Genomic DNA, 21016 nt, shown 5'->3' on the forward strand with positions numbered 1-21016 from the left:
GAAACGCGGATTTACCCGATTCGCCCGGAGCTAAACCGCGATGACCGTCGTCGTGCCCGGCTCGACCTCGGTGAACCCCGCGTCCCGGACGGCCACGACATCATCGCGTCCCAGCAACGAGTCCCACTCCGCGACCGACGGCGTGCGCACCGCACACCGGTAGTCCAGCGCGGTCCACGCCTTCAGCTCGTCCACGGCCAACGTCGGCGCCAGCAGCATCGACGCGTGCCCGACCTGCGCCGCGAGCTTCCCTGCGGACATCTCGACCCGCGGGTTCACGTACAGCAGCCGCGCCCCCTCGGGCACCGCGCCCGGCTCGTCGACAGGTAGGTCGGACCCCGAGATCTGGAGCTTCGCGACCTCTCGAGGCGTCTCGGACACCAGCACGGGCAACAAGGACCGCACCGAAGCGCCGTCCACGGTGATCGTCACCCCGGGCAGGTCCTGCACGGCCTCCCACTGCACGCCACGGGCCCGCCGCGACACCTTGCGGATCCGCCCGGCCACCCACGCCCGGACAGCCTCGTGCCACTCCCCACCCTCGTCAGCACGGGGATCGAGGCACACCGCGACGGCCGAAGCCGCCGCGGCCTCCAGCAACGCCGTCCGGGAAGGCGGGTCGACTCGTTCGATGCGCAACACCATCGGCATCGCGCGGACTTCCGACTCCTCGGCGTAGTTCCGGGAGGCGATCAGGTCGAGGATCATCACAGCCGGGTCAGCTCCAGCCCGTCGGCGGCGTCGGCGGCCTCCACCTCGGCCCGCGTCACGCCGAGGATGAACAGCACGGCGTCGAGGAACGGGTGCGACAACGCGGTGTCCGCCACCTCGCGCAACGCCGGCTTGGCGTTGAACGCGATGCCGAGGCCGGCCGCGTTCAGCATGTCGATGTCGTTCGCGCCGTCACCGACCGCCACGCACTGCGCGAGCGACACGCCCACCTCGTCGGCGAACCGGCGCAGCGCCACGGCCTTGCCCGGCCGGTCGACGATCTCGCCGATCACCTGGCCGGTCAGCTTGCCGTCCACGACCTCCAGCGTGTTCGCCGCGCAGAAGTCGAGCTGGAGCTCGTCGGCGAGGCCCGTGATCACCGACGTGAAGCCGCCGGACACCACACCGCAGTAGAAACCGAGGCGCTTCAGCGTGCGGATGGTCGTGCGGGCACCGGCCGTGAGCTCCAGCGACGCCCCGACCTCCTCCAGCACCTTCTCGTCGAGGCCCTCCAGCAACGCCACCCGGCGCTTCAGCGACTCGGCGAAGTCGAGCTCGCCGCGCATCGCGGCCTCGGTGATCTCGCGCACCTGCTCCTCGCACCCGACGTGCGCGGCCAGCATCTCGATCACCTCGCCCTGGATCAGCGTGGAGTCGACGTCGAACACCACGAGGCGCTTGGCCCGGCGGGTCAGCCCGGCCCGTTCGACGGCGATGTCGAGCCCCACCCGCACCGACACCTCGGCGAGGGCGGACCGCAGCGCCGCGTCGTGCTCCATGGTGTCGTCCGCGACCGAAACGCGCAGCTCAAGGCCCGTGACGGGGTAGTCGGCGACGCCGCGGATCGCGTCGATGTTGACACCGAGCGACGCGAGCCGGCGTGCGACCTCGGTGAACGCCTTCGCGGTGACCGGGCGGCCGAGCACGATCAGCACGTGCGACGACTCCAGGCGCGCGGTGCGCTTCGAGTCGGCGCCGATCTCGATCTCCACGTGCATCGAGACGGTGGCCATGGCCTGCTCGACGGACTCCTGCAGGCCCTCGGGGTCGTGGTCGGTCGAGACGAGGGCGCCGAGCACCAGGCGTCCCCTGATCACGACCTGCTCGACGTCCAGCACCTCGACGCCGTGCCGGGTCAGCACGGCGAACAGCACGGAGGAGACGCCGGGCTTGTCGGGACCGGTCACGGTGATGAGCACGGGCGTTTTCACGTCGTCGTCTCCTCGTAGATGCGAAGAACCCCGGCCGCGTGGATGCGTCCGGGGTTCATCGTTGAACCTGTTACTCGCAGGTTACTTGTCGTGCCCTGGGTCGTCCTTCTCGGACGCCGTACCCGACTTCATGGCCGCCGCGGCCAGCTCCGAGGGAGCGGGCTTGGCGTCCTTGTGCGCGATCGTCTTGCCGGTGAAGGTCACGTGACCCTCGTTCCGGATGCGTTCGATCATGTGCGGGTAGTGCAGCTCGAACGCCGGGCGCTCCGAACGGATCCGGGGCAGCTCGGTGAAGTTGTGCCGCGGCGGCGGGGACGAGGTCGCCCACTCCAGCGAGTTGCCGTAACCCCACGGGTCGTCCGCCGTCACGACCTCACCGAAGCGGTAGCTCCGGAAGACGTTCCAGATGAACGGCAGCGTCGACGCGCCCAGGATGTAGGCACCGATCGTGGAGATCATGTTGAGCGTCGTGAAGCCGTCGGACGCGAGGTAGTCGGCGTACCGGCGCGGCATGCCCTCGTTGCCCAGCCAGTGCTGGACGAGGAACGTCGCGTGGAAGCCGAGGAACGTCGTCCAGAAGTGCAGCTTGCCGAGCGGCTCGTCCATGAACCGGCCCGTGATCTTCGGGAACCAGAAGTAGATACCCGCGAAGGTCGCGAACACGATCGTGCCGTAGAGCACGTAGTGGAAGTGCGCCACGACGAAGTACGTGTCGGACACGTGGAAGTCGATCGCGGGCGCGGCCAGCAGGATGCCGGACAGACCACCGAAGAGGAACGTGACGATGAAGCCGATGCTGAACAGCATGGGCGTCTCGAACGTCAGCTGGCCCTTCCACATCGTGCCGATCCAGTTGAAGAACTTCACACCGGTCGGGACCGCGATGAGGAACGTCATGAAGGCGAAGAAGGGCAGCAGGACCGCGCCGGTCGCGTACATGTGGTGCGCCCACACGGCGACGGACAGGGCCGCGATGCCGAGCGTCGCGTAGACCAGGCCGTTGTAACCGAAGATCGGCTTGCGGCTGAACACCGGGAAGATCTCCGACACGATGCCGAAGAACGGCAAGGCGACGATGTAGACCTCCGGATGCCCGAAGAACCAGAAGAGGTGCTGCCACAGGATCACGCCGCCGTTGGCGGGGTCGAACACGTGGGCGCCGAGATGCCGGTCCGCCAGCAGGCCCAGCAGGGCCGCGGTCAGGATCGGGAACGCGAGCAGCACGAGCACCGACGTCACCAGGATGTTCCAGGTGAAGATCGGCATCCGGAACATCGTCATGCCGGGCGCGCGCAGGCAGACCACGGTGGTGATCATGTTCACCGCGCCGAGGATGGTGCCGAGACCACCGACCACCAGGCCGGAGATCCACAGGTCGGCACCCGCGCCGGGCGAGTGGATGGCGCTCGACAGCGGCGTGTACGCGAACCAGCCGAAGTCAGCCGCGCCACCGGGGGTGACGAAGCCCGCCATCACGATCAGGCCACCGAAGAGGTAGAGCCAGTACGAGAAGGCGTTGAGCCGCGGGAACGCCACGTCGGGCGAGCCGATCTGCAGCGGCAGCACGAAGTTGGCGAAGCCGAACACGATCGGCGTCGCGTACAGCAGCAGCATCACGGTGCCGTGCATCGTGAAGAGCTGGTTGAACTGCTCCTGCGAGAGGAACTGCATGCCGGGCCGGGCCAGCTCGGTCCGCATCAGCATGGCCATCGCGCCGCCGACCATGAAGAAGGCGAACGAGGTGACCAGGTACATGATGCCGATTTGCTTGTGGTCCGTGGTGCGGAACATCCGCAGCAGGAAGGACCCCTTGACCGCAGTGCGCGTCGGATAAGGACGCGTTGCGATCGGCTGCGGGGCTACGGCCGTCACGGTGCCTCCAGGCCTTGGTGGGACCAGTCGTTCGGGAAACTCCCCGGGATATTAGACGGAGCCGATCAGCTCCATTCGGGTGGGCCACGGCCGGTGGCCAGCGGCGTAGCGCAGGTCACACGTATCCTGCCGCCGTGCTCCGAATGCTCGCTGTCGCTTCTGTCCTGTTGCTGGCCGCCTGTGGCTCTCCGGCCACGCACAACTCCGCGGACGTCGAATTCGCCCAGGGGATGGTCCCGCACCACGAACAGGCGCTGCAGATGTCGGGCATGGTCACGACCCGCACGGAGAACGTGCACGTGATCGACCTGGCCAAGCGCATCGCGGACACCCAGCGGCCCGAGATCGAGCGCATGAACGGCTGGCTGACGACGTGGAACGCGCCCGTGAAGGCGTCCACCCACACCTCGCACGGCCACACCGAGTCGCACGGCATGGTGGAGCTGGGCAACCTGGGCGACCTCGACGGCACCGAGTTCGACCGCCAGTGGCTCTCCCTGATGATCCAGCACCACCGCGGCGCCGTGGACATGGCGCGCAAGCACCTCTCGGCCGGCACCGACCCGGAGACCCGCAAGCTCGCCCAGGACGTCGTCAGCCACCAGGAGAAGGAGATCGCCGAAATGGAGTCGCTCCTCCCCCAGGGCTGATGCCAGCCTTCTGCCCGTGAACGTCCATGGGTCCGTGCGCGCCGCCGTCTCGCTGGCGGCCTCGCACGGCGTTGTGTGCGATGACCCCGTCGTGCTGAAAGCCGCGAGCAACGTCCTCGTACACCTGCGCCCGGCCCAGGTGGTGGCCCGCATAGCAGGCCGCACAGCCCTCATGCGCCCGTCCGTGGCCTCCCACTTCGCCCGAGACCTCTCGATCTCGGCCTTCCTGGCCTCCCGCGGCGTCCCGGTCGTGACGGCGTCCTCCAAACTCCCGTCCGGCCCGCACACCCACGACGGCTACGTGATGTCCTTCAGCGCGTTCGTGCCCCACGACCCCGACGCACGGCTCTCGGCGAACGACCTGCTCAAGCTGCTGCCCGACCTGCACTCCGAACTACGGCACTACGACGGCCCGCTACCCGTACGCGGCCCTCTGGACGACCTGGCCAACACACTCGCCTACCTGGACGACCTGCACGTGCCCTTGGAACCGTTCCAAGCCCACTACGCCTCGTTGCTCAGCCGCTGGAACCCCACCGACGTCCAGCCCCTGCACGGCGACGCACACCACGGCAACGTCATGGTCACCCCGTCCGGCCCGGTCTGGAACGACTTCGAGGACACCTGGCGCGGCCCGATCGCCTGGGACCTGGCCTGCGCCATCGGCACCGACGACGAAGGAGCCGCCCAGCGCGCCGCAGAAACCTACGGCGGCGGAGCGACTCCTTCAGACGTCGACTACCACCTGGAGCTCCGCACCTTCTTCGCGAAGCTCTGGGGAGTGTTCAAGCAGTACAGCTAGGCGCGACGCCTCCGCATCACCAGCACCAGCGCGGCACCGGCGGCCACCAACGCGGCCCCGAGCCCGACCAGCCAGGCGGCCCCGAACCCGGTAGCCGCAAGATCGTCGACCTGAGCCACCGCCACCGGCACAACCGTCGTAGTAGTAGGCACCAGCTCCTGCGAAGACGTCGTGGTGCTCGTCGTCGTAGGTGCCTCGGTGGTCGTCACAGCCGACTCAGCGGTCGTGGTGGTGGTCGTCGTGGTCATAGTGGTCGTGGCAGGCAGCTCCTCGACCTTCACCCCACACCCGAACCACTGCCCGATCTCCTGCAACTCACCGCCGTTGAGCACCGGCGCGCGCAACTCGTTCCACGGCACATCACCGAGCTTGTCCGCGAGGTACACGTTCAACAGGTCCCCGGCCCGCACCACCATGCCGGTGACCTTGACGCCCTTGGGCAACTCGGTGACGTTCAAGTACTTGGCGTTGTCACCACCGCTGTAGGTGAACCCGGCCGGCAACACCACGGACCCGGTCAGCCCGCCCACGGTGCAGGCCTCGGGGTGGTAGACGTCGACGAACTTGAGAAAGGCCTGCGCCCGCGAGTCATCAGTGGTCGCCTCGTCAGCGAACGCACTGGTGGTCAGCAAGAGCGAGGCAACACCGGCCAGCGCGACGGAGGCAAGCAGGCCAGCACGTCTCAGCGGCGTCAAACGCATCGGGTCACTCCGTGGGGGTCGGCGGATGCCGCGATCTAAGACGATCGACGTCCCCCGAACGGGTTAAATCACGATCAACAGTGATCCCCTTGGCCGAGTTGTTACTGCTCTGTGAAGTGGCGTCCCAAACGACCGAACGCCGAGGGGCCGGCGTGAACCGGCCCCTTCGGCGTTCGTTCGGAAAGCTGTGTCAGTCGTTCTGCGCGGCCTCGGTGGGCTTGAGGAACACAGTGCCACCGTTCGGCATCCGCCGGAACCAGTCAACGGAGGTGACCGGCTGACCGATCACCGGACCCACCCCGGTGGGGAGGTGGGGAACAGGAACGCCGGCACCGTGGGGGGTGTGGGGCCGACCGAGAGGCTGGTTCGGGGTGGTCATGGTTCCTTCTCGACGATTGGGTCGGGGGCTTGTCCTGGCAACGTTCAAGCGACCCGCTGCCGGACACGACGTCCCCGACCAGGGTGCCGATCCGATGAAGCCCGGTCCGCTTGAGTGTCACCTCGTGCGGTATTGATCATCTATCGTCCCGCGCAACACCAGAAAACCGCTGGTGAACCGCTTTCGAACGAGAGATTCGGAACTGCTGTGTAGCAATACCGGTAGACCGGGATGGCGAAGTGTACAACGGGCTGCAAGGGGCCTACCTGCACGTTTCCGCATCGAAACACGAAAGTGTGAGGGCCGGCGTCCGGTCCAACTAAGAGGGACGACGCACAGGCCCGCAGATCAAACAACTGCTCCCGCAGGCATCATAGATGCCCGTTCTGTCACCTGGAATAGAGAAATCACAGTCGGCGCCTCATGCCCCGCGGAACTCCTGCGGTCCAGCGGTTCACAACCCGAAGGATCTTGCCGAACCTCCGCTGCTGCGCAATACCCGCAGTGTTGGGCGTCACACGCGATACACAGTGCCGCCGTTCGGCATGCGGAGGAACCACTCCACCGAAGCCACTGGCCTGGGCACCGGCGCGATGACACCCGCGGGAAGTCGCGGAAGCCGGGCACCGGTGACCGGTTGCGGCAACGACCGACCAAGAGCCTCTTTCGCGGAAGTCATCGATTTCCCATCTGGACGTACTCGACGATCGATTCACGCACCAACGAGCCGAGAGCAGATCCCACGCGGTCGCGGGCCACCGCGGAGCCGACCTGCCATTCCTCGGTCGCACGGGAGAGCATCATCTCGAACGACAGCGCGGAGCCACGGAACTGACGCATCAGCCAGCCCGGGTCCGCGTCGAGCCAGTAGATCTCCGGACGGCCTGCCAGCCGGCCCGCGACAACACGACCGGTACCGGCGACCCGATGTGCGACACCGCTCCGGACCTCGAAACAGCTGCCCTCGGGCACCGTCCTGACACCGTCCACAGCGGAGTCCTCGGGCCCTGGAACGGCGGCGTCGCCCGAGAAGGCGTGCAGCAGCCAGCGGGCGTGCGGCAGCAGCACGAACTCGTGCGCCAGCAGCCACTCGCCGATCTCAGTCGCCCGCTCCCGCGCCTTGGGCAGCAAGGAGTGCGGCCCCAGCCGTTCCCCCTCGGCCACCACGGCGAACTGCGCCAGGCAGGAGTACGCGTGCCAGGCCGCGAACGTCTGCTCCAGAGGCCATCGCGCGTGGGACCACGAGTTCTCGAAGTACTCGGCGTCCTCGGCGTGCACGTCGAGGAACTCGCGCGTGATCGCGAAGTCGAAGAACTTCTCGTGCGCCCCCTCGTGCACCAGTGCCTCTGCCACCTCCATCGGGGTGGTGGGCTCATCGATCAGGACTATTCCGGGCACGTACCGCGACGAGGCGGAGACCACTCCCCCGGACGTCTCCGACCTGAGCACAGCGAGCATCGACACGTGAGCCAGCAAGTCGCTCGCCATGGCGGGGGCGAGCTTCCTCAACAGGGCGACGCCGTCCGCCACGATCCCGGCCGCCGCCTCGAACCGCGCGCCGTCCGCCTCGGTGAGCGGCTCCGGCTTCGCGCCGTCCGGCGCGACGATCCGCAACGGCGCTTCGAGCTGATCGGCCGCGGCGGGATCGGACGCCACCAGGAGGCCGAGGTCGCGCACGCCCATCGCGGAAACCTCGCGCAGTTGCCCTGGGTCCAGGTCGCCATGACCCGAAAGGGCGCGTCCGATCTCGTACCGTGTGATCGGGTGGTCGAGGAGGTTGTCCGACAACTCGGTGCCGGGCGCGAAGAGGTCGACTGCGAGGCGGTAGAGCGCACGCCGCTCGTCTACCAGCACGTCCGCGGGCGCCAGCTGCGCGTGGAGTGCAGGTGCAGAGGGAGAACCCAACATCGAAGACCCCGTGATTCACGTACCCGGCGGCGTGGAGCCGGCGCGAGACCCGCCGAAAGCTCCCTGGGGCCGAGAACATAGCGACTTGCGCCGCAAACGCAACATTGGGATCCCCCAACGAAAACAGGTGCCCCGGTCGCGTCCTGTGGCCGACGCGTCCGGGGCACGGTTCAGGTTGGTCTCATCAGCTGAACATGATGCTGGTGACGTTCACGAAGCCGACGACGGCCAGCGCGACGACCGAGACGGCGATCATCGTGAGCACCGTCCGCCAGCCGATCGCGGTGACGGCGACTGCGACGGCGGCGGCGATTCCGAGTGCACTCCCTGCTGACATCTCGTTCCCTCCCGACTAGGCGAGCGCGGGCTCCCAGGTGTGGGCGGTCCTGGGCGTCTCGCCATGGTCTTAAGAGTCCCGCGTTGTAGGTTGTCTGTCAACGGTCGCCAGGTTGCCAGACAAGTTGCAACCGAGAGGCAACACGCCTAAGCTGGACCAATGCCCGCCGACGATGTCCATCTCGGCGAGAGCTGGTCGCTCTCGCCCGATTCGCGACGGCCCCTCCCGGAACTCATCGAGCAGAAGCTCCGCGAGCAGATCATCGGCGGCACCCTCAAAGCGGGCGACCGCCTCCCCACCGAGCCGGAGCTCGCACGCAAGCTCGACGTCGCGCGGTCGTCGCTGCGCACGGCCCTGCAGCGGCTGCAGCTCCAGGGCATCGTCGAGGTGCGCCGGGGGCTCGGCTGGTACGTCCGCCGCACGGACCTCGCCGCCGTCGAGGAGCACCTCGAAGGACGGCTTGCCGCGCGGCAGTTCTCCCAGACGGACCTGCTCGAAGTGCGGATCGCGCTGGAGACCACGGCGGCGTCACTGGCCGCGGTGCGCGCGGGTGACGGCGAACTGGACGAGCTCGCCAAGCTGAACCACCGGTACCAGCGCGCGTCCGTCGACGACATGCAGGAAGTGATCGAGTCGGACGAGGAGTTCCACTCGGCGCTGATGCGCGCGTCGCACAACGAGCTGCTGGAGCAGATGTACCACGCGCTCGTGCCGGGCCTTCAGGACTGCAAGCGGCAGGCACACCCGTCTCGCGAGATCCACAACCGCTCGGTGAACGAACACGAACAGGTGATCTGGTTCCTCCGCCGGCACGACGAGGTGGGCGCGAAGAGCGCGATGACCACGCATCTGCTGGGGCTGTACAACGACATCGCGGCAGACGAGACCCAGGCCAAGGCGACCCTCAACACGTACGTAGGGGTGTCAGACAACCCGATCTGGGGCAAGTCGCGCTGATACGGCAGTGACCGAAAGGGTCTGGCGCTGATCCCTCTTCACTCCCACCATGTATGGACGGCCGGTGGAGTGAGGGGGCGGCGACCAGGTGGTGACGGCGCGCAAGCACAACCAAGCGCTGGCCGTCGCGATCCTGTTGATCGCCGTGGCGGCTGCCGACCTGACCGTCGTGTTGTTGTGGCAGCCGACAACGCGGAGCGTTCTGCACGACGCGTTGGTCGTGTTCTGGCCGTTGCCGGCGTTCGCGGGGTTCCTGCTCGGCGCCTACGAGCTCTTCCTGCACAAACGCCTGCTGTCGGAGTTCGGCAGGCTCTCCGGACCGGGCATCGTCGCGCACCTCCTGCCGTCCGAGGTGCTGCGAACGTTCCTCTCGACCGTGTACGGCCCCAACGACGCGAACGACGACGTGGTGGCCGGCGTGCTCGGCGGCGACGGCATGCGCCCGCGCGGCGACGACCTGACGATCAGCACCGGCACGACCGTGAAGCTGGAACTGCAGGGCATCGACACCAAGACGTACCACCTGATGACGACGCAGCGGTACCAGTTCCGAAACGACGTGCCGACCGAACGGTTCGTCATCTTCGCCACGTCGAACGCGACCCTGCGCGACAGCATCAGCGCCGCCTGCCGCTACCCGTTGTTCGAGCTCTACTTCATCCCGGACCCGTCGCTGTTCCTCGACTCCGTCGACGACCTGCGCCACTCCACCCAGATCGCCATCGACTACCTCGACCACGAGGGACGGCACCGGTCCGCGGAACCCAGCCAGATCCCGCCGGTCGAGGTGAGGTTCGACCAGTGGGCCAACTACCTCACGTTCTTCCGCGAGTCGACGGGCCCGCTCGGCAAGCTCAGCCCACTCGACCACATGAGTGACCTGCGGATCCTCGAATGCGACCTCAGCCGCATCGCCGACGACCACGTGGTCCGCGCGATCCGCGGACTCACCGTCTGGTCCCGCACCTTGCAGCGCACCAACGACGGCTTCTGCTACTGGCAGTCGCCCTATCCATCCTTTGTGGACACGATCAGCATCGACGCGACAGGGCTCGCGGTCGAGCAGTCCCCCAAGCACGAGTTCCGGGTCATGCCGTTCACCTTCCGGTCGGCGACGGCGGCGGCACGGTGGCTGGAGGCGAGCGAACTGGAAGACCTCGACGTCCGGTCGTGGCTCCTGCCCGGACACGGCGTGGCTCTGCTGTGGCGTGAGGCTACGGGCTGAGTCACCAGATCGCGGCGACGCCCTGGCCCTGCACGAGCCAACGATCGAGCCTCAGCAGCAGATGACCGTCCTTGGCGTCGAGCACGAGCGAGTCGACGCCGTCGAGGAAGGGCTGAACGAACACTTCCCTCTCGTGCCCCTGCACCAGTTCCCTCATGTCCATCGTAACGGTGCGGACGAACATCGGCCTGCTGGCAGACCAGAACAAGAAGTGCTCCTCAAGAGTCTGCGACCACCGGTAGTAGTGGCGGACGCGGACGAACTCCGTGCTCTCCTGGCTGAGATCCGCGACGAAGAGCGCGACGTCCGCGCTCGTCATCCCGACCGGCAAGGAGATGTGCTTGCGGAGCGCACTGGTCGGCACCTTCCGGAAAGGCGCCTTCCTCACGGCCCCCTGAGCCGGCTCCACGTAACACTCCAGCCGCTCGCCGAACGTCCTCACCGCTTCCTCGAAAGGAGTGGACCGCGGCAACGTGACGATCTCGAACAGTTCCGTGCTCGCCGAACTCAGCGCCGCCGCGTGTGACGGGGAGAAGGTCGCGGCGACCAACACCTGACCACGTGGCATGGTCACCTCGTACCTGGAGCTGACCTGGAGCACGCCGCCCGTCACGCTCTCGACCCGCAGAGCCACGGATACGTCGTGATGCGGAGGATTCGTGCTCAAGACCATGGACACCAGTGAGGACTTGTCGATCTGGTAGGCGATGTGCCGGTCGAGTGCGGCCGTCACGAGCTCTTCCGGAGAACTGGCGTCCAGTGCGAGGCGCCGGGTGGCCGGGGCGGTCATCGTCCTGGCCTCCTCGCGCATCTCGTCTATCTTCAGATCGACACTGCGCAGCAGCTCGCCCTGGCTCCTGCTCCGCGCCCACTCGAAGTAGATCGAGACCAGCAAGACCAGGACGAGGTCCTTGGTCACCGAGCTCAGACTCCGCGCGACGGCGTCACCCGCCTCCGGATTCAGCACGGCCGACACCAAGATCTTCGGCAGCGGCGTGTTGATCAGCGCGATCGCGGCGAGCACGCTGCCGAAGTAGATCAGCAGGCGCGACCGGACCATCGCTCAGTCCGCCGACCGCGCGTGAACGGTGCCGCCGGTCGGCATACGACGAAACCAGTCGACCCCCGTCACCGGCCGGCCGGGCGCCGGCGGGCCGGAGGGCACACGAGGCACCGGCTCAGGCACCGGTGATGACGGTTCGGGGTGGGAGTTCATCGTGGTCTCCTCCCTTGCCGGCCCCTTCGAGCGTAGCCAGGACACGGCCGTTCGAGCGACGACCAGGCGGGTGGAGTGACCTTGCAAACGGACGCAAGAAATTGCGTACACTTGCGCCATGACGCAACGGAGGCTGGCCGAGGTCGCGGCCAAGGTCGGGGTCAGCGAGGCCACCGTCAGCCGGGTGCTGAACGGCAAGCCAGGCGTGTCGGACGCCACCAGGAGTGCCGTGCTCACGGCACTTGACGTGCTGGGATACGAGCGGCCCACGCAGCTGCGGGGTGAGCGGGCGAGGCTGGTGGGGCTCGTGCTGCCCGAGCTGCAGAACCCGATCTTCCCCGCGTTCGCGGATGTCGTGGGCAACGCGCTCGCGCAAAGGGGTTTCACGCCCGTGCTCTGCACCAGGACGGCTGGGGGTGTCACCGAGGCCGAGTACCTGGAGCTGCTGCTGGAGCAGCACGTCAGCGGGATCGTGTTCGCCGGCGGGCTGTACGCGCAGAAGGATGCGAGCCATGGGCACTACCAGCAGATGATGTCCCGGAAGTTGCCTGCTGTGCTGGTCAACGCCGCTATAGACGATCTGGCGTTTCCGCGGGTCTCGTGTGATGACTCGGTTGCGGTGGAGCAGGCGTACGGGCATTTGACGTCCTTGGGGCACAAGCGGATCGGGGCTGTGCTCGGGCCGCCGGACCACGTGCCTAGCCAGCGGAAGCTGCTCGCCATCGAGAAGTGCGGTGGGGCTGATGTCGAGCACGCCATGTTCAGCCTGGAGGGCGGGCAGGCCGCTGCGACGAAGCTGGTGCAGCGCGGGGTCACGGCGATCATCTGCGCCAGTGACCCGCTGGCGCTCGGGGCGATCAGGGCGGTGCGCCGCGCCGGGTTGGACGTGCCCAAGGACGTGTCGATCATCGGGTACGACGACTCCGCGTTCATGACCTGCACTGATCCGCCCCTCACCACTGTCAGGCAGCCGATCGAAGCCATGGGAAGGGCGGCCGTTGAGCTGCTGGCCAACCAGATCTCCGGCAACGCGGTGGCGCCGGACGAGTTGCTGTTCGAGCCGGAGTTGGTGGTGCGGGCGTCCAGTGCGCCGGTGAGGTAACGAACGAAGTCAGCTTCTTGCGAGTTTTCGTCTGGATATTGCGTTCAGATGTAACGGGGACTTATGGTCGCCGTCACATCGACGCGCTCGCGAGAAGGGCGGCCCCACCATGAAGAAGTCCGCTGCCGTGCTGATTGGCGGTGTCCTGGCGCTAAGCACCGTCGGCTGTGGGAGCGGTTCCACGACCGAGCCGGGCGGCAAGGTCCAGATCAACATCAACGGCCAGCCGCCGCAGACGCAGGCGTTCGACCGCAAGGTGTTCGACGAGGACGTCGCTGAGTTCGAAGCGGCGAACCCGGACATCGACCTCGTGCCGCACGAGGGGTTCATGGACCCGAAGACGTTCAGCGCCAAGCTCGCCGGTGGGCAGCTGGAGGACGTCTTCTACGTCTACTTCACCGACCCCGCGGCGCTCATCGCCCGCAAGCAGGCGGCGGACCTGACGGACTACGTCAAGGACGTGCCGCACTACGGGGACATCAAGCAGGAGCTCAAGGACGTCTTCACGGTCGACGGCAAGGTCTACGGGCTGCCGACGGCGAACTACACGATGGGTCTGCTCTACAGCCGCGCCAACTTCACCAAGGCGGGCCTCGACCCCGACAGCCCGCCGAAGACGTGGGACGAGGTGCGCGCGGCCGCCAAGAAGCTCAAGGACGCCGGGGTCACCGGGTTCGCCGAGTACAGCAAGAGCAACCAGGGCGGCTGGCACTTCACGACGTGGATGAAGTCCGTCGGCGGTGACATCGCCAAGAAGGACGGCGACAAGTTCGTGGCCGACTTCAACAACGACAAGGGCAAGGAAGTCCTGCGCAGGCTCAAGGAGATGCGCTGGGACGACAACTCCATGGGCGAGAAGCAGCTCCTGGAGATCGGCGACGTGCAGAACATGATGGGCGCCGGGCAGCTCGGCATGTACCTGGCCGCGCCGGACAACGTCGCCGCGATCGTCAACCAGTTCAAGGGCAAGTACGACGACTACGGCCTGGCCGCGATCCCGGAGCAGAAGGGCACCCTGCTCGGCGGCGAGGGCTACATGATCAACCCGACGGCCACGCCCGACAAGATCAAGGCCGGCCTGAAGTGGATCCAGTGGAAGTACCTGAACCCGGACCGCCTCGAAGGCAACCTGCAGAAGTACAAGGACCGCGGCCAGCCCGTCGGCCTGCCGATCCCGCCGATCGCCGACATCTGGACCGGCGAGCCGCGCTCCAAGCAGGAAGACCTGAAGGCCAAGTACGCCACCATGCCGGTGAAGAACTTCCAGGCCTATGTGGACGGTTCGGAGAAGACCAAGGGCTCACTGGAACCGCCGCAGGCGCAGCAGGTCTACGCGATCCTCGACACCGTCGTGCAGGCGGTGCTCACCAACAAGGACGCTGACCACGCGGCACTGCTCAAGGACGCCGAGACCAAGGTCAACGCAGTTCTTGCGCAGGTGAAGTAAGTGCGGCGCCACGTCACCGCGTACGGCTTCCTGAGCCTCGCGCTGGTCGTCTTCGCGATCTTCTCCTGGTGGCCGATCGTGCGCGGGGTGGTCCTGAGCTTCCAGCAGGTCAACTTCGTCACGAGTCCCGACTGGGTCGGCTGGGAGAACTTCGAACGACTCTTCGCCGACCCGCTGTTCGGGGTGGCGTGGCGCAACACCTTGTACTTCACGCTCCTGGCGCTGCTGCTCGGCTTCGGCGTCCCGTTCCTCACGGCCGTCGTGCTCAACGAACTGCGGCACGCCAAGGGCTACTTCCGCCTGCTGGTCTACCTACCGGTGATGCTCCCGCCGGTCGTCACGGCCCTGCTGTGGAAGTGGTTCTACGACCCGGGACCCGGCCTGTTCAACTCGGTCCTCAGAGGACTGAACCTGCCGACGCTGCAGTGGCTCGACTCGGCGAGCACCAGCATGATCAGCCTCGTCCTGGTGATCACCTGGGCGAACATGGGCAGCGCGACGCTGATCTACCTGGCGGCGTTGCAGACCATCCCCGGTGAGCTGTACGAGGCCGCGGACCTGGACGGCGCCGGGATCTTCAAGAAGGTCTGGCACGTCACGATCCCGCAGACCAAGTTCGTGATCCTGATGCTGTTGCTGCTCCAGGTCGTCGCGACCATGCAGATCTTCACCGAGCCGTTCATCATGACCGGCGGCGGCCCTGAGGAGTCCACGGTCACCGTGCTGCTCCTGCTGTACCGCTACGCCTTCTACTACAACGACTTCGGCACCGCGAGCGCGCTGAGCCTCATCCTCTTCGCGGTGCTGGGCGTCTTCTCCTTCCTCTACCTCAAGATCACGAAGAAGGCCGACGCATGAGGACTCTCACCAGGGGCACCGGCCCGCTCTACTGGGTCGTTCTCGTCGGCACGCTGGTCCTGTTCACCGCCGCGTTCCTGCTCCCGCTCGTCTGGGTGCTGCTCGGCGCGTTCAAGCCACCGGCCGAACTCGCCCAGCAGCCGCCCACGATCCTGCCGCAGACCTGGGAACCGGGCGCGTACGCCGAGGCCTGGAACTACATGGAGCTCGGCAAGTTCTTCCTCAACACGCTCGTCGTCGCGCTCGGCGCGTGGGCCGTGCAGATGGCCGTGATCGTCCCGGCGGCCTACGCGCTGAGCAAGCTCCGGCCGATCTTCGGCAACGCGATCATGGGCCTGATGCTCGCGACGCTGATGCTGCCGTCGACGGCCGTGCTGGTCCCCGTCTACCTCACGCTCACCGACCTCGACCTGCTGAACAACCCGGCGGGCATCTGGCTGCCGGCCGCGGCGAACGCGCTGAACGTCTACCTGCTCAAGCGCTTCTTCGACCAGATCCCGGAAGAGCTCCTCGAAGCGGCCAGGATCGACGGCGCCAACACGTGGACGACCCTCGTCCGCATCGTGCTGCCGATCTCGCGCCCCATCCTCGCCGTCGTCTCGATCTTCGCGGTCGTGGCGGCGTGGAAGGACTTCATCTGGCCGCTGCTCGTGTTCCCCGATCCGGCGAAGCAGACGCTCAGCGTCGCGCTTCAACGCTTCGCGCCGGACACACCGATCAACCTCCTGCTCGCGGGCCTCGTGCTGGCGAGCCTGCCGATGGTGGCGCTGTTCCTGGCGTTCCAGCGGCACATCCTCGCGGGGCTCACCGCGGGCGGCGTCAAAGGGTGAAAGGACACCAGATGAGTTGGTGGCGGAACGCTTCCATCTACCAGGTCTATCTGCGCAGCTTCGCGGACGGCAACGGGGACGGCATCGGCGACATCGCCGGCCTCCGCGCCAAGCTCCAGCACATCGCGAGCCTCGGCTTCGACGCGATCTGGCTCAACCCGTGGTACCCGAGCCCGCTCGCCGACGGCGGCTACGACGTGGCCGACTACCGCGACATCGAACCGGTCTTCGGCTCGCTCGCCGACGCCGAGAAGCTCATCGCGGACGCGCACGGCCTGGGCATCCGGATCATCATCGACCTGGTCCCGAACCACAGCAGCGACCAGCACCCGTGGTTCAAGGACGGTCTGTGGGATCGCTTCCACGTCCGCGACACCGAGGAGCTCCCGAACGACTGGCAGTCGCGCTTCGGCGGTCCCGCCTGGAGCAGGCTGGAGGACGGTCGCTGGTACCTGCACCTCTACGCGGCTGAGCAGCCGGACTTCAACTGGGAGAACCAGGTCGTCCACGACGAGTTCGAGGACATCCTGCGGTTCTGGCTCGACCGCGGTGTGGACGGCTTCCGCATCGACGTCGCCGACGGCCTGGTCAAGGACTTCAGCAAGCCGAACGCGGATCTCCCCTACTCCGACCAGGACGGCGTGCACGAGATCTACCGGCGCTGGCGCCAGATCGTGGACGAGTACGACGGCGACCGCATCCTCGTCGGCGAGATGTGGCTGCCGGACCCGGTCCGGTTCGCGCGGTACCTCAGGCAAGACGAGATGCACTCAGCGTTCAACTTCGACTTCCTGTGCTGCCCGTGGAACGCCGACGAGCTGCGCAAGGTCGTCGACAGCACGCTCGCCGCGCACGAACCCGTCGGCGCTCCCCCGACCTGGGTGCTGTCCAACCACGACGTCACGCGGCACGTGACCCGTTACGGCCGTGAGAAGACCGGGTTCTCCTTCGCGGACCGGCAGCACGGCGCCCCGACCGACTTCGACCTGGGCACGCGCAGGGCCCGTGCGGCGATCATGCTCACGGCCGCGCTGCCCGGCGGCGTCTACGTCTACCAGGGCGAGGAGCTGGGCCTCTGGGAGGTCGAGGACCTGCCGGACGAGCTGCGCGAGGACCCGGTGTGGCACCGCTCGGGCTTCACCGACCGGGGTCGTGACGGCTGCCGCGTGCCGCTCCCCTGGTCCACTGAGGACGGTCCTAGCTGGCTGCCGCAACCGGCTAACTGGCAGGACTTCTCGGTGTCGGCCCAGCAGGACGACCCGGACTCGATGCTCGCCCTGTACCGCCAGGTGTTCGCGCACCGCCGCGGTGTCGACGGCGACCTGGAGTGGCTCGACCTCGGCGAGAACGTGCTGGCGTTCAAGCGCGGCGACACCACGTGCGTCGTCAACCTGTCGGACGCGCCCATCGAACTGCCGGGCGTGCCAACGTTGTCAAGCATCCCGCTGGTGGACGGCAAGCTGCCCGGTGACGCGGCGGCCTGGCTGAAGTAGCGGGAGTTCCTGGGGTGGACGAGGGTCGGGGGTGGCGCGAAAGCCGCCCCCGACCCTCAACTCGTCGAGCTTCAACGCGTCGCGTACGGCGAGTCGTCGGCTTTCGCGGCCTCGGTGGGCAGGTTCTTCGCGATGCCGATCGCGGTGGTGTCCACGATGGCGTCGGCCGCACCCTTCGGCATGATCGCCGCCAGACCGGTCTTGCACTTCTCCAGGACCTCGAAGATCTTGTTGACGACCTTCGACAGGTTCCGGATCGTCTTGATCACCTTGTCGAGCCAGTCCGAGACCTTCTTGGCCCACTTCATGATCAGCCGGATGCCGTCCGCGATGATGCCCGGCGTCGCCAGCCCGACCGTGAGCAACGCGGCCGCCGCCCACCGGATCAGCGCCTGCACCAGCTCGCTCATCGCCATCGAGATCAGGTCGCGGACGATCGTGCGGACGGTCGCGACGGCCACCCCGGCGCCGGTCAGCGCGGCGCCGACGCCCTCGGCGGCGAGCCCGGCGGCCTTCACCCCGGTCGCCTCGGCCTTCGCCACCGCGGTGTAGGCGTCGATCGCCGCACCCCGCCACGCGGCGGTGTCGGTGTCGACCAGGCGGGACATGTCCTCGCCGGCCCGCTTGAGGTGATCACCGACGTTGCCCCAGGTGGCGGCGTTCTGGTTGATCACTCCGGGGTTGCCCGCGAGCGAGTCGAGCATCGACTTCAACGGCTCGACGTGCTCGATGAACCACGCGAACGCCGACGACAGCAGCGTGCCGAACGGGTCGGTCAGGAATCCCAGCGCGTCGATGCCCGCGCCGAGGACGTTGATGCCCGCCTCCGCCCAGTCACCGCGCTGGATCGCCGAGACCGCGTCCGCCGCGGGCTCGACCAGGTTCAGCCCGGCGAGTGCGCCGGGGGCGTCGGGGGCCCTGGCCACCAACGGGTTGGGTGCGGTCATGAGGTCAGCTCCCCCAGCTTCTCGACGATCTTCTTGAAGTTGCCGCCGAGCGCCTGGTCGACGTTGTCGTACGCGTCGGCCATCCCGTTGACACCGTCCACAGTGGCGTCGACGACGCCGTGCGCGGTGTTCACGGCGCCGGTACCGGCCGCCTCGATGGTGCCCATGATCGGCTCCAGCAACGGGCTGCACAGGATCCCGTACGCGTTGGCGCCGTTGATGCGGGCTTGCCCGATGGCCTGCTGGGCGGTCTCGATCTGCTTCACGATGCCGTCCAGGCGGCGAGCGTGATCACGCATCGCCTGCGTCTGGACGTTGAACCCCGCTGCGGTCACGATTCACCAGCCCTTGTTGTCACGGGCGAAGTTGTGCCCGCCGAAGTCGTCGTCATCGGAGGGGCCGGTCGGACGCGGCTGCGCGGCGGGGTCCTCGGGCGGAGGCTCCGGGAAGCGCTCGTGGTAGCCGCCCATCAGCGCGTCCATGGTCGCGGAGTCCTCACCGATGATCGGCGCCATGACCTCCTGCATCCTGGCCGCGATCTGCGCCTGAGCCGTGCGCATCGCGCCGAGGATCTCGGCCGACAGCTGCGCGGGCTGCTTGCGCAACGCCGCGTCGGTCAGGTCCAGGACCGAGACGATGCCGTTCTGGTCGACCGTGACGGACACCGAGCCGTCAGACGAGCGCTGTGTCACCGACACCGCGTTCGCGACCTGCTTCATCTCGTCGGCCTGCTTGAGCTTGGCCTGGATCTGCTCGTTCCACTGACGCATCATCGCGTCGGGATCAGCTGCTGCCGGATTCATCTAGAAGTCCCTCTCCTGTGCCTTCTTACGACGGGAAGCCACCGTGCCCAGAACGGCCAGCGCCCCGATCCCACCGATCGCGAGTCCTCCAAGCACCGACCCGATGCCCAGCACGACGCTCGGCTCGAAGTCGGCCCGGTAGACCGGCGGGTTGCCCGCGCCGTTGCGGACCTTGCCCTCGCCCCGCTGCACCACCGGCACGTCGGAACCCTTGTCGGACGGCGTGAGCTGGCCGGGTTCGGCCGTCACCCGCGTCGTGCTCCCGCTCTTCCACTCCACATCGGCCTGGCAGATCCACCAGCTGCCGAAGCCGTACCTGCCGACCGGGCCGCTGCCCGTGCACTCGGTCACCCGAGCCACACCGGAGTCCGCCACCGGTTTCGTGCCCGCCGCCGGATCGAACTTCGTGAAGCCCGTCAGTCCCAGCAGGACACCGCCGGCCAAGATCGCCAGGGCGAACAGACCGGCAACCCATTTCATGCGTGTCGTCCCCTCGTCTACTGGGTGTTCGACTGGAATCCGATGCGCCCGGTTCCCCCGGTTTGAGCAACGACCTGGGGGCCATCCGGGCACGCGAACCCGCCAATCCGGGCATGCCCATTCTGGTCGACCTGCGTGAACGAGTCGTCACACACGGCGAGACGGGCGAAAATCGGGCAGGATCTCACCCAGTTGTGGTGCCCACCACAATGTTTCGAGGGTGTTTCATCTATGCACGGCCCGAACGGGCAAGCCGAGAGCCGAATGGGCAGGTGACATGCGAGCCGAGGAACGCAAGCGCCGCATCCTGGCCAGGGCCCGCGCCGACGGCCGCGTCGACGTGGTGGAGATGGCGCAGGAACTGCGCGTCGCGCCCGAAACGGTCAGGCGCGACCTGCGCGTGCTCGACGAGCACGGTCTGGTGCGCCGCACGCACGGTGGTGGTGTCCCGGTCGAGAGCGCCGGCTTCGAGACAGGACTCCGGTTCCGCGCCGGGTCGCACGTCCCGGAGAAGCGGCGGATCGCGAAGGCCGCCGCCGAACGGCTCGACGACGCCGAGACGGTCTTCATCGACGAGGGCTACACGCCGCAGCTCGTCGCGGAGGCGTTGCCCACCACCAACCCGCTCACGATCATCACCGCGTCGCTGCCGACCGCGGCGGCGATGTCCGAGCACCCGTCGTGCACCGTCCTGCTGCTGGGCGGTCGCGTCAGGGGCCACACACTGGCCACTGTGGACCACTGGACCACGAGGATGCTCGGCGAGATGGTCATCGACCTCGCCTACATCGGAGCGAACGGCATCTCCCGCGAGCACGGTCTGACCACACCCGACCCGGCGGTCGGCGCGGTGAAGGCCAAGGCGCTCAGCGCGTCCCGCAGAAAGATCTTCGTCGGGACGCACACGAAGTTCGGCGTCTCCAGCTTCCACCGGTTCGCCGAGGTCTCCGATCTGGAGGCGATCGTCACCGACAGCGGCCTCACCGCGCACGAGGCCCACCGGTACACGTTGCTCGGCCCCAAGGTCGTCAGAGCCTGATCTGCTGCCCTCCCCTCTCGGGCGCGACATCCCCCGTCTTCAACGCGC

At 67.4% G+C, this 21016-nt stretch carries 21 protein-coding genes; 10 read left to right on the plus strand and 11 right to left on the minus strand.

Going from position 1 to position 21016, the window contains the following annotated elements; translation table 11 throughout:
* Window positions 1-30: 30 nt before the first annotated feature.
* From ACFWNN_RS32460 to ctaD, 3 genes are all read right to left on the minus strand, one after another.
* The gene (locus tag ACFWNN_RS32460) at window positions 31-708 is read right to left on the minus strand and encodes a peptidyl-tRNA hydrolase (RefSeq protein WP_382443746.1); all 678 of its coding nucleotides are present in this window, start codon (window positions 706-708) and stop codon (window positions 31-33) included.
* Window positions 708-1922 carry a phosphoserine phosphatase SerB gene (serB, locus tag ACFWNN_RS32465; protein WP_382443747.1) on the minus strand — a complete coding sequence of 405 codons (1215 nt, stop codon included), beginning with the start codon at window positions 1920-1922 and terminating at the stop codon, window positions 708-710. Before serB ends, ACFWNN_RS32460 begins: the two co-directional genes overlap by 1 nt.
* Before the next feature lie 81 nt (window positions 1923-2003).
* Complete coding sequence (gene ctaD / locus ACFWNN_RS32470; RefSeq protein ID WP_382443748.1) at window positions 2004-3794, minus strand: cytochrome c oxidase subunit I; 1791 nt, start codon at window positions 3792-3794, stop codon at window positions 2004-2006.
* A 143-nt stretch (window positions 3795-3937) separates the two neighbouring features.
* On the opposite strand from ctaD, the gene ACFWNN_RS32475 reads away from it, so the two are divergent.
* Both ACFWNN_RS32475 and ACFWNN_RS32480 read left to right on the plus strand, forming a co-directional pair.
* Entirely contained in the window at window positions 3938-4444 is a 507-nt protein-coding gene (locus tag ACFWNN_RS32475) for a DUF305 domain-containing protein (protein WP_382443826.1), read from the plus strand.
* Between the two features lie 16 nt (window positions 4445-4460).
* Entirely contained in the window at window positions 4461-5246 is a 786-nt protein-coding gene (locus ACFWNN_RS32480; RefSeq protein WP_382443749.1) for a phosphotransferase family protein, read from the plus strand.
* Here ACFWNN_RS32480 and ACFWNN_RS32485 read toward each other — a convergent pair.
* The 3 genes from ACFWNN_RS32485 to ACFWNN_RS32495 all read right to left on the minus strand — a co-directional run bounded on the left by ACFWNN_RS32485 (window position 5243) and on the right by ACFWNN_RS32495 (window position 8571).
* The gene (locus ACFWNN_RS32485) at window positions 5243-5947 is read right to left on the minus strand and encodes an LPXTG cell wall anchor domain-containing protein (RefSeq protein WP_382443750.1); all 705 of its coding nucleotides are present in this window, start codon (window positions 5945-5947) and stop codon (window positions 5243-5245) included. The genes ACFWNN_RS32480 and ACFWNN_RS32485 overlap by 4 nt on opposite strands.
* 1054 nt (window positions 5948-7001) lie before the next feature.
* The gene (locus ACFWNN_RS32490) at window positions 7002-8234 is read right to left on the minus strand and encodes an aKG-HExxH-type peptide beta-hydroxylase (RefSeq protein ID WP_382443751.1); all 1233 of its coding nucleotides are present in this window, start codon (window positions 8232-8234) and stop codon (window positions 7002-7004) included.
* Between the two features lie 184 nt (window positions 8235-8418).
* Window positions 8419-8571, minus strand: coding sequence for a hypothetical protein (locus ACFWNN_RS32495; protein ID WP_382443752.1), 153 nt, complete (start codon window positions 8569-8571; stop codon window positions 8419-8421).
* A 159-nt stretch (window positions 8572-8730) separates the two neighbouring features.
* On the opposite strand from ACFWNN_RS32495, the gene ACFWNN_RS32500 reads away from it, so the two are divergent.
* Together ACFWNN_RS32500 and ACFWNN_RS32505 are read left to right on the plus strand one after the other, a co-directional pair.
* On the plus strand, window positions 8731-9528 hold the full coding sequence (locus ACFWNN_RS32500) for a FadR/GntR family transcriptional regulator (protein ID WP_382443753.1): 798 nt from the start codon (window positions 8731-8733) through the stop codon (window positions 9526-9528).
* Window positions 9529-9619: 91 nt separating this feature from the next.
* The gene (locus ACFWNN_RS32505) at window positions 9620-10753 is read left to right on the plus strand and encodes a hypothetical protein (RefSeq protein WP_382443754.1); all 1134 of its coding nucleotides are present in this window, start codon (window positions 9620-9622) and stop codon (window positions 10751-10753) included.
* A 1-nt stretch (window position 10754) separates the two neighbouring features.
* Here ACFWNN_RS32505 and ACFWNN_RS32510 read toward each other — a convergent pair whose 3' ends face one another.
* Window positions 10755-11813, minus strand: a complete 1059-nt coding sequence (locus ACFWNN_RS32510) for a hypothetical protein (protein WP_382443755.1) — start codon at window positions 11811-11813, stop codon at window positions 10755-10757.
* A gap of 274 nt (window positions 11814-12087) precedes the next feature.
* Here ACFWNN_RS32510 and ACFWNN_RS32515 point away from each other — a divergent pair, with 274 nt between their 5' ends.
* From ACFWNN_RS32515 to ACFWNN_RS32535, 5 genes are all read left to right on the plus strand, one after another.
* Window positions 12088-13071, plus strand: a complete 984-nt coding sequence (locus ACFWNN_RS32515) for a LacI family DNA-binding transcriptional regulator (protein WP_382443756.1) — start codon at window positions 12088-12090, stop codon at window positions 13069-13071.
* 109 nt (window positions 13072-13180) lie between these two features.
* Complete coding sequence (locus ACFWNN_RS32520; RefSeq protein WP_382443757.1) at window positions 13181-14518, plus strand: ABC transporter substrate-binding protein; 1338 nt, start codon at window positions 13181-13183, stop codon at window positions 14516-14518.
* On the plus strand, window positions 14519-15376 hold the full coding sequence (locus tag ACFWNN_RS32525; RefSeq protein WP_382443758.1) for a carbohydrate ABC transporter permease: 858 nt from the start codon (window positions 14519-14521) through the stop codon (window positions 15374-15376). It abuts the gene before it with no gap.
* On the plus strand, window positions 15373-16206 hold the full coding sequence (locus tag ACFWNN_RS32530; protein WP_285638041.1) for a carbohydrate ABC transporter permease: 834 nt from the start codon (window positions 15373-15375) through the stop codon (window positions 16204-16206). The genes ACFWNN_RS32525 and ACFWNN_RS32530 overlap by 4 nt, the downstream gene beginning before the upstream one ends.
* Before the next feature lie 11 nt (window positions 16207-16217).
* Window positions 16218-17699, plus strand: a complete 1482-nt coding sequence (locus ACFWNN_RS32535) for a glycoside hydrolase family 13 protein (protein ID WP_382443759.1) — start codon at window positions 16218-16220, stop codon at window positions 17697-17699.
* Between the two features lie 71 nt (window positions 17700-17770).
* Here the strand turns inward: ACFWNN_RS32535 and ACFWNN_RS32540 are convergent, their stop codons facing one another.
* From ACFWNN_RS32540 to ACFWNN_RS32555, 4 genes are read right to left on the minus strand one after another with little or no spacing between them, the layout of a single operon-like run.
* Window positions 17771-18646 carry a WXG100 family type VII secretion target gene (locus ACFWNN_RS32540; protein ID WP_382443760.1) on the minus strand — a complete coding sequence of 292 codons (876 nt, stop codon included), beginning with the start codon at window positions 18644-18646 and terminating at the stop codon, window positions 17771-17773.
* Window positions 18643-18981, minus strand: coding sequence for a type VII secretion target (locus ACFWNN_RS32545; RefSeq protein ID WP_382443761.1), 339 nt, complete (start codon window positions 18979-18981; stop codon window positions 18643-18645). Before ACFWNN_RS32545 ends, ACFWNN_RS32540 begins: the two co-directional genes overlap by 4 nt.
* 3 nt (window positions 18982-18984) lie before the next feature.
* A complete protein-coding gene (locus ACFWNN_RS32550) occupies window positions 18985-19449 on the minus strand; it encodes a YbaB/EbfC family nucleoid-associated protein (RefSeq protein WP_382443762.1) in 465 nt (154 codons plus the stop codon).
* The gene (locus tag ACFWNN_RS32555) at window positions 19450-19929 is read right to left on the minus strand and encodes a DUF6346 domain-containing protein (protein ID WP_382443763.1); all 480 of its coding nucleotides are present in this window, start codon (window positions 19927-19929) and stop codon (window positions 19450-19452) included. It lies immediately after the preceding gene.
* A 277-nt stretch (window positions 19930-20206) separates the two neighbouring features.
* Here ACFWNN_RS32555 and ACFWNN_RS32560 point away from each other — a divergent pair, with 277 nt between their 5' ends.
* The gene (locus tag ACFWNN_RS32560; protein ID WP_382443764.1) at window positions 20207-20968 is read left to right on the plus strand and encodes a DeoR/GlpR family DNA-binding transcription regulator; all 762 of its coding nucleotides are present in this window, start codon (window positions 20207-20209) and stop codon (window positions 20966-20968) included.
* Window positions 20969-21016 lie beyond the last annotated feature (48 nt).

Source organism: Lentzea sp. NPDC058450, from assembly GCF_042721395.1.
GTDB lineage: Bacteria > Actinomycetota > Actinomycetes > Mycobacteriales > Pseudonocardiaceae > Lentzea.

Excerpts from the sequence above, each read along its gene's own strand:
- ACFWNN_RS32490 (WP_382443751.1), bottom strand. The coding sequence starts at position 8,234 with ATGTTGGGTTCTCCCTCTGCACCTGCACTCCACGCGCAGCTGGCGCCC.
- ACFWNN_RS32460 (WP_382443746.1), bottom strand. The coding sequence starts at position 708 with ATGATCCTCGACCTGATCGCCTCCCGGAACTACGCCGAGGAGTCGGAA.
- ACFWNN_RS32475 (WP_382443826.1), top strand. The coding sequence starts at position 3,938 with ATGCTCGCTGTCGCTTCTGTCCTGTTGCTGGCCGCCTGTGGCTCTCCG.
- ACFWNN_RS32520 (WP_382443757.1), top strand. The coding sequence starts at position 13,181 with ATGAAGAAGTCCGCTGCCGTGCTGATTGGCGGTGTCCTGGCGCTAAGC.
- ACFWNN_RS32540 (WP_382443760.1), bottom strand. The coding sequence starts at position 18,646 with ATGACCGCACCCAACCCGTTGGTGGCCAGGGCCCCCGACGCCCCCGGC.
- ACFWNN_RS32515 (WP_382443756.1), top strand. The coding sequence starts at position 12,088 with ATGACGCAACGGAGGCTGGCCGAGGTCGCGGCCAAGGTCGGGGTCAGC.
- ACFWNN_RS32500 (WP_382443753.1), top strand. The coding sequence starts at position 8,731 with ATGCCCGCCGACGATGTCCATCTCGGCGAGAGCTGGTCGCTCTCGCCC.
- ACFWNN_RS32530 (WP_285638041.1), top strand. The coding sequence starts at position 15,373 with ATGAGGACTCTCACCAGGGGCACCGGCCCGCTCTACTGGGTCGTTCTC.
- ACFWNN_RS32555 (WP_382443763.1), bottom strand. The coding sequence starts at position 19,929 with ATGAAATGGGTTGCCGGTCTGTTCGCCCTGGCGATCTTGGCCGGCGGT.
- ACFWNN_RS32535 (WP_382443759.1), top strand. The coding sequence starts at position 16,218 with ATGAGTTGGTGGCGGAACGCTTCCATCTACCAGGTCTATCTGCGCAGC.
- ACFWNN_RS32485 (WP_382443750.1), bottom strand. The coding sequence starts at position 5,947 with ATGCGTTTGACGCCGCTGAGACGTGCTGGCCTGCTTGCCTCCGTCGCG.
- ACFWNN_RS32560 (WP_382443764.1), top strand. The coding sequence starts at position 20,207 with ATGCGAGCCGAGGAACGCAAGCGCCGCATCCTGGCCAGGGCCCGCGCC.
- ACFWNN_RS32495 (WP_382443752.1), bottom strand. The coding sequence starts at position 8,571 with ATGTCAGCAGGGAGTGCACTCGGAATCGCCGCCGCCGTCGCAGTCGCC.
- ACFWNN_RS32550 (WP_382443762.1), bottom strand. The coding sequence starts at position 19,449 with ATGAATCCGGCAGCAGCTGATCCCGACGCGATGATGCGTCAGTGGAAC.
- ACFWNN_RS32510 (WP_382443755.1), bottom strand. The coding sequence starts at position 11,813 with ATGGTCCGGTCGCGCCTGCTGATCTACTTCGGCAGCGTGCTCGCCGCG.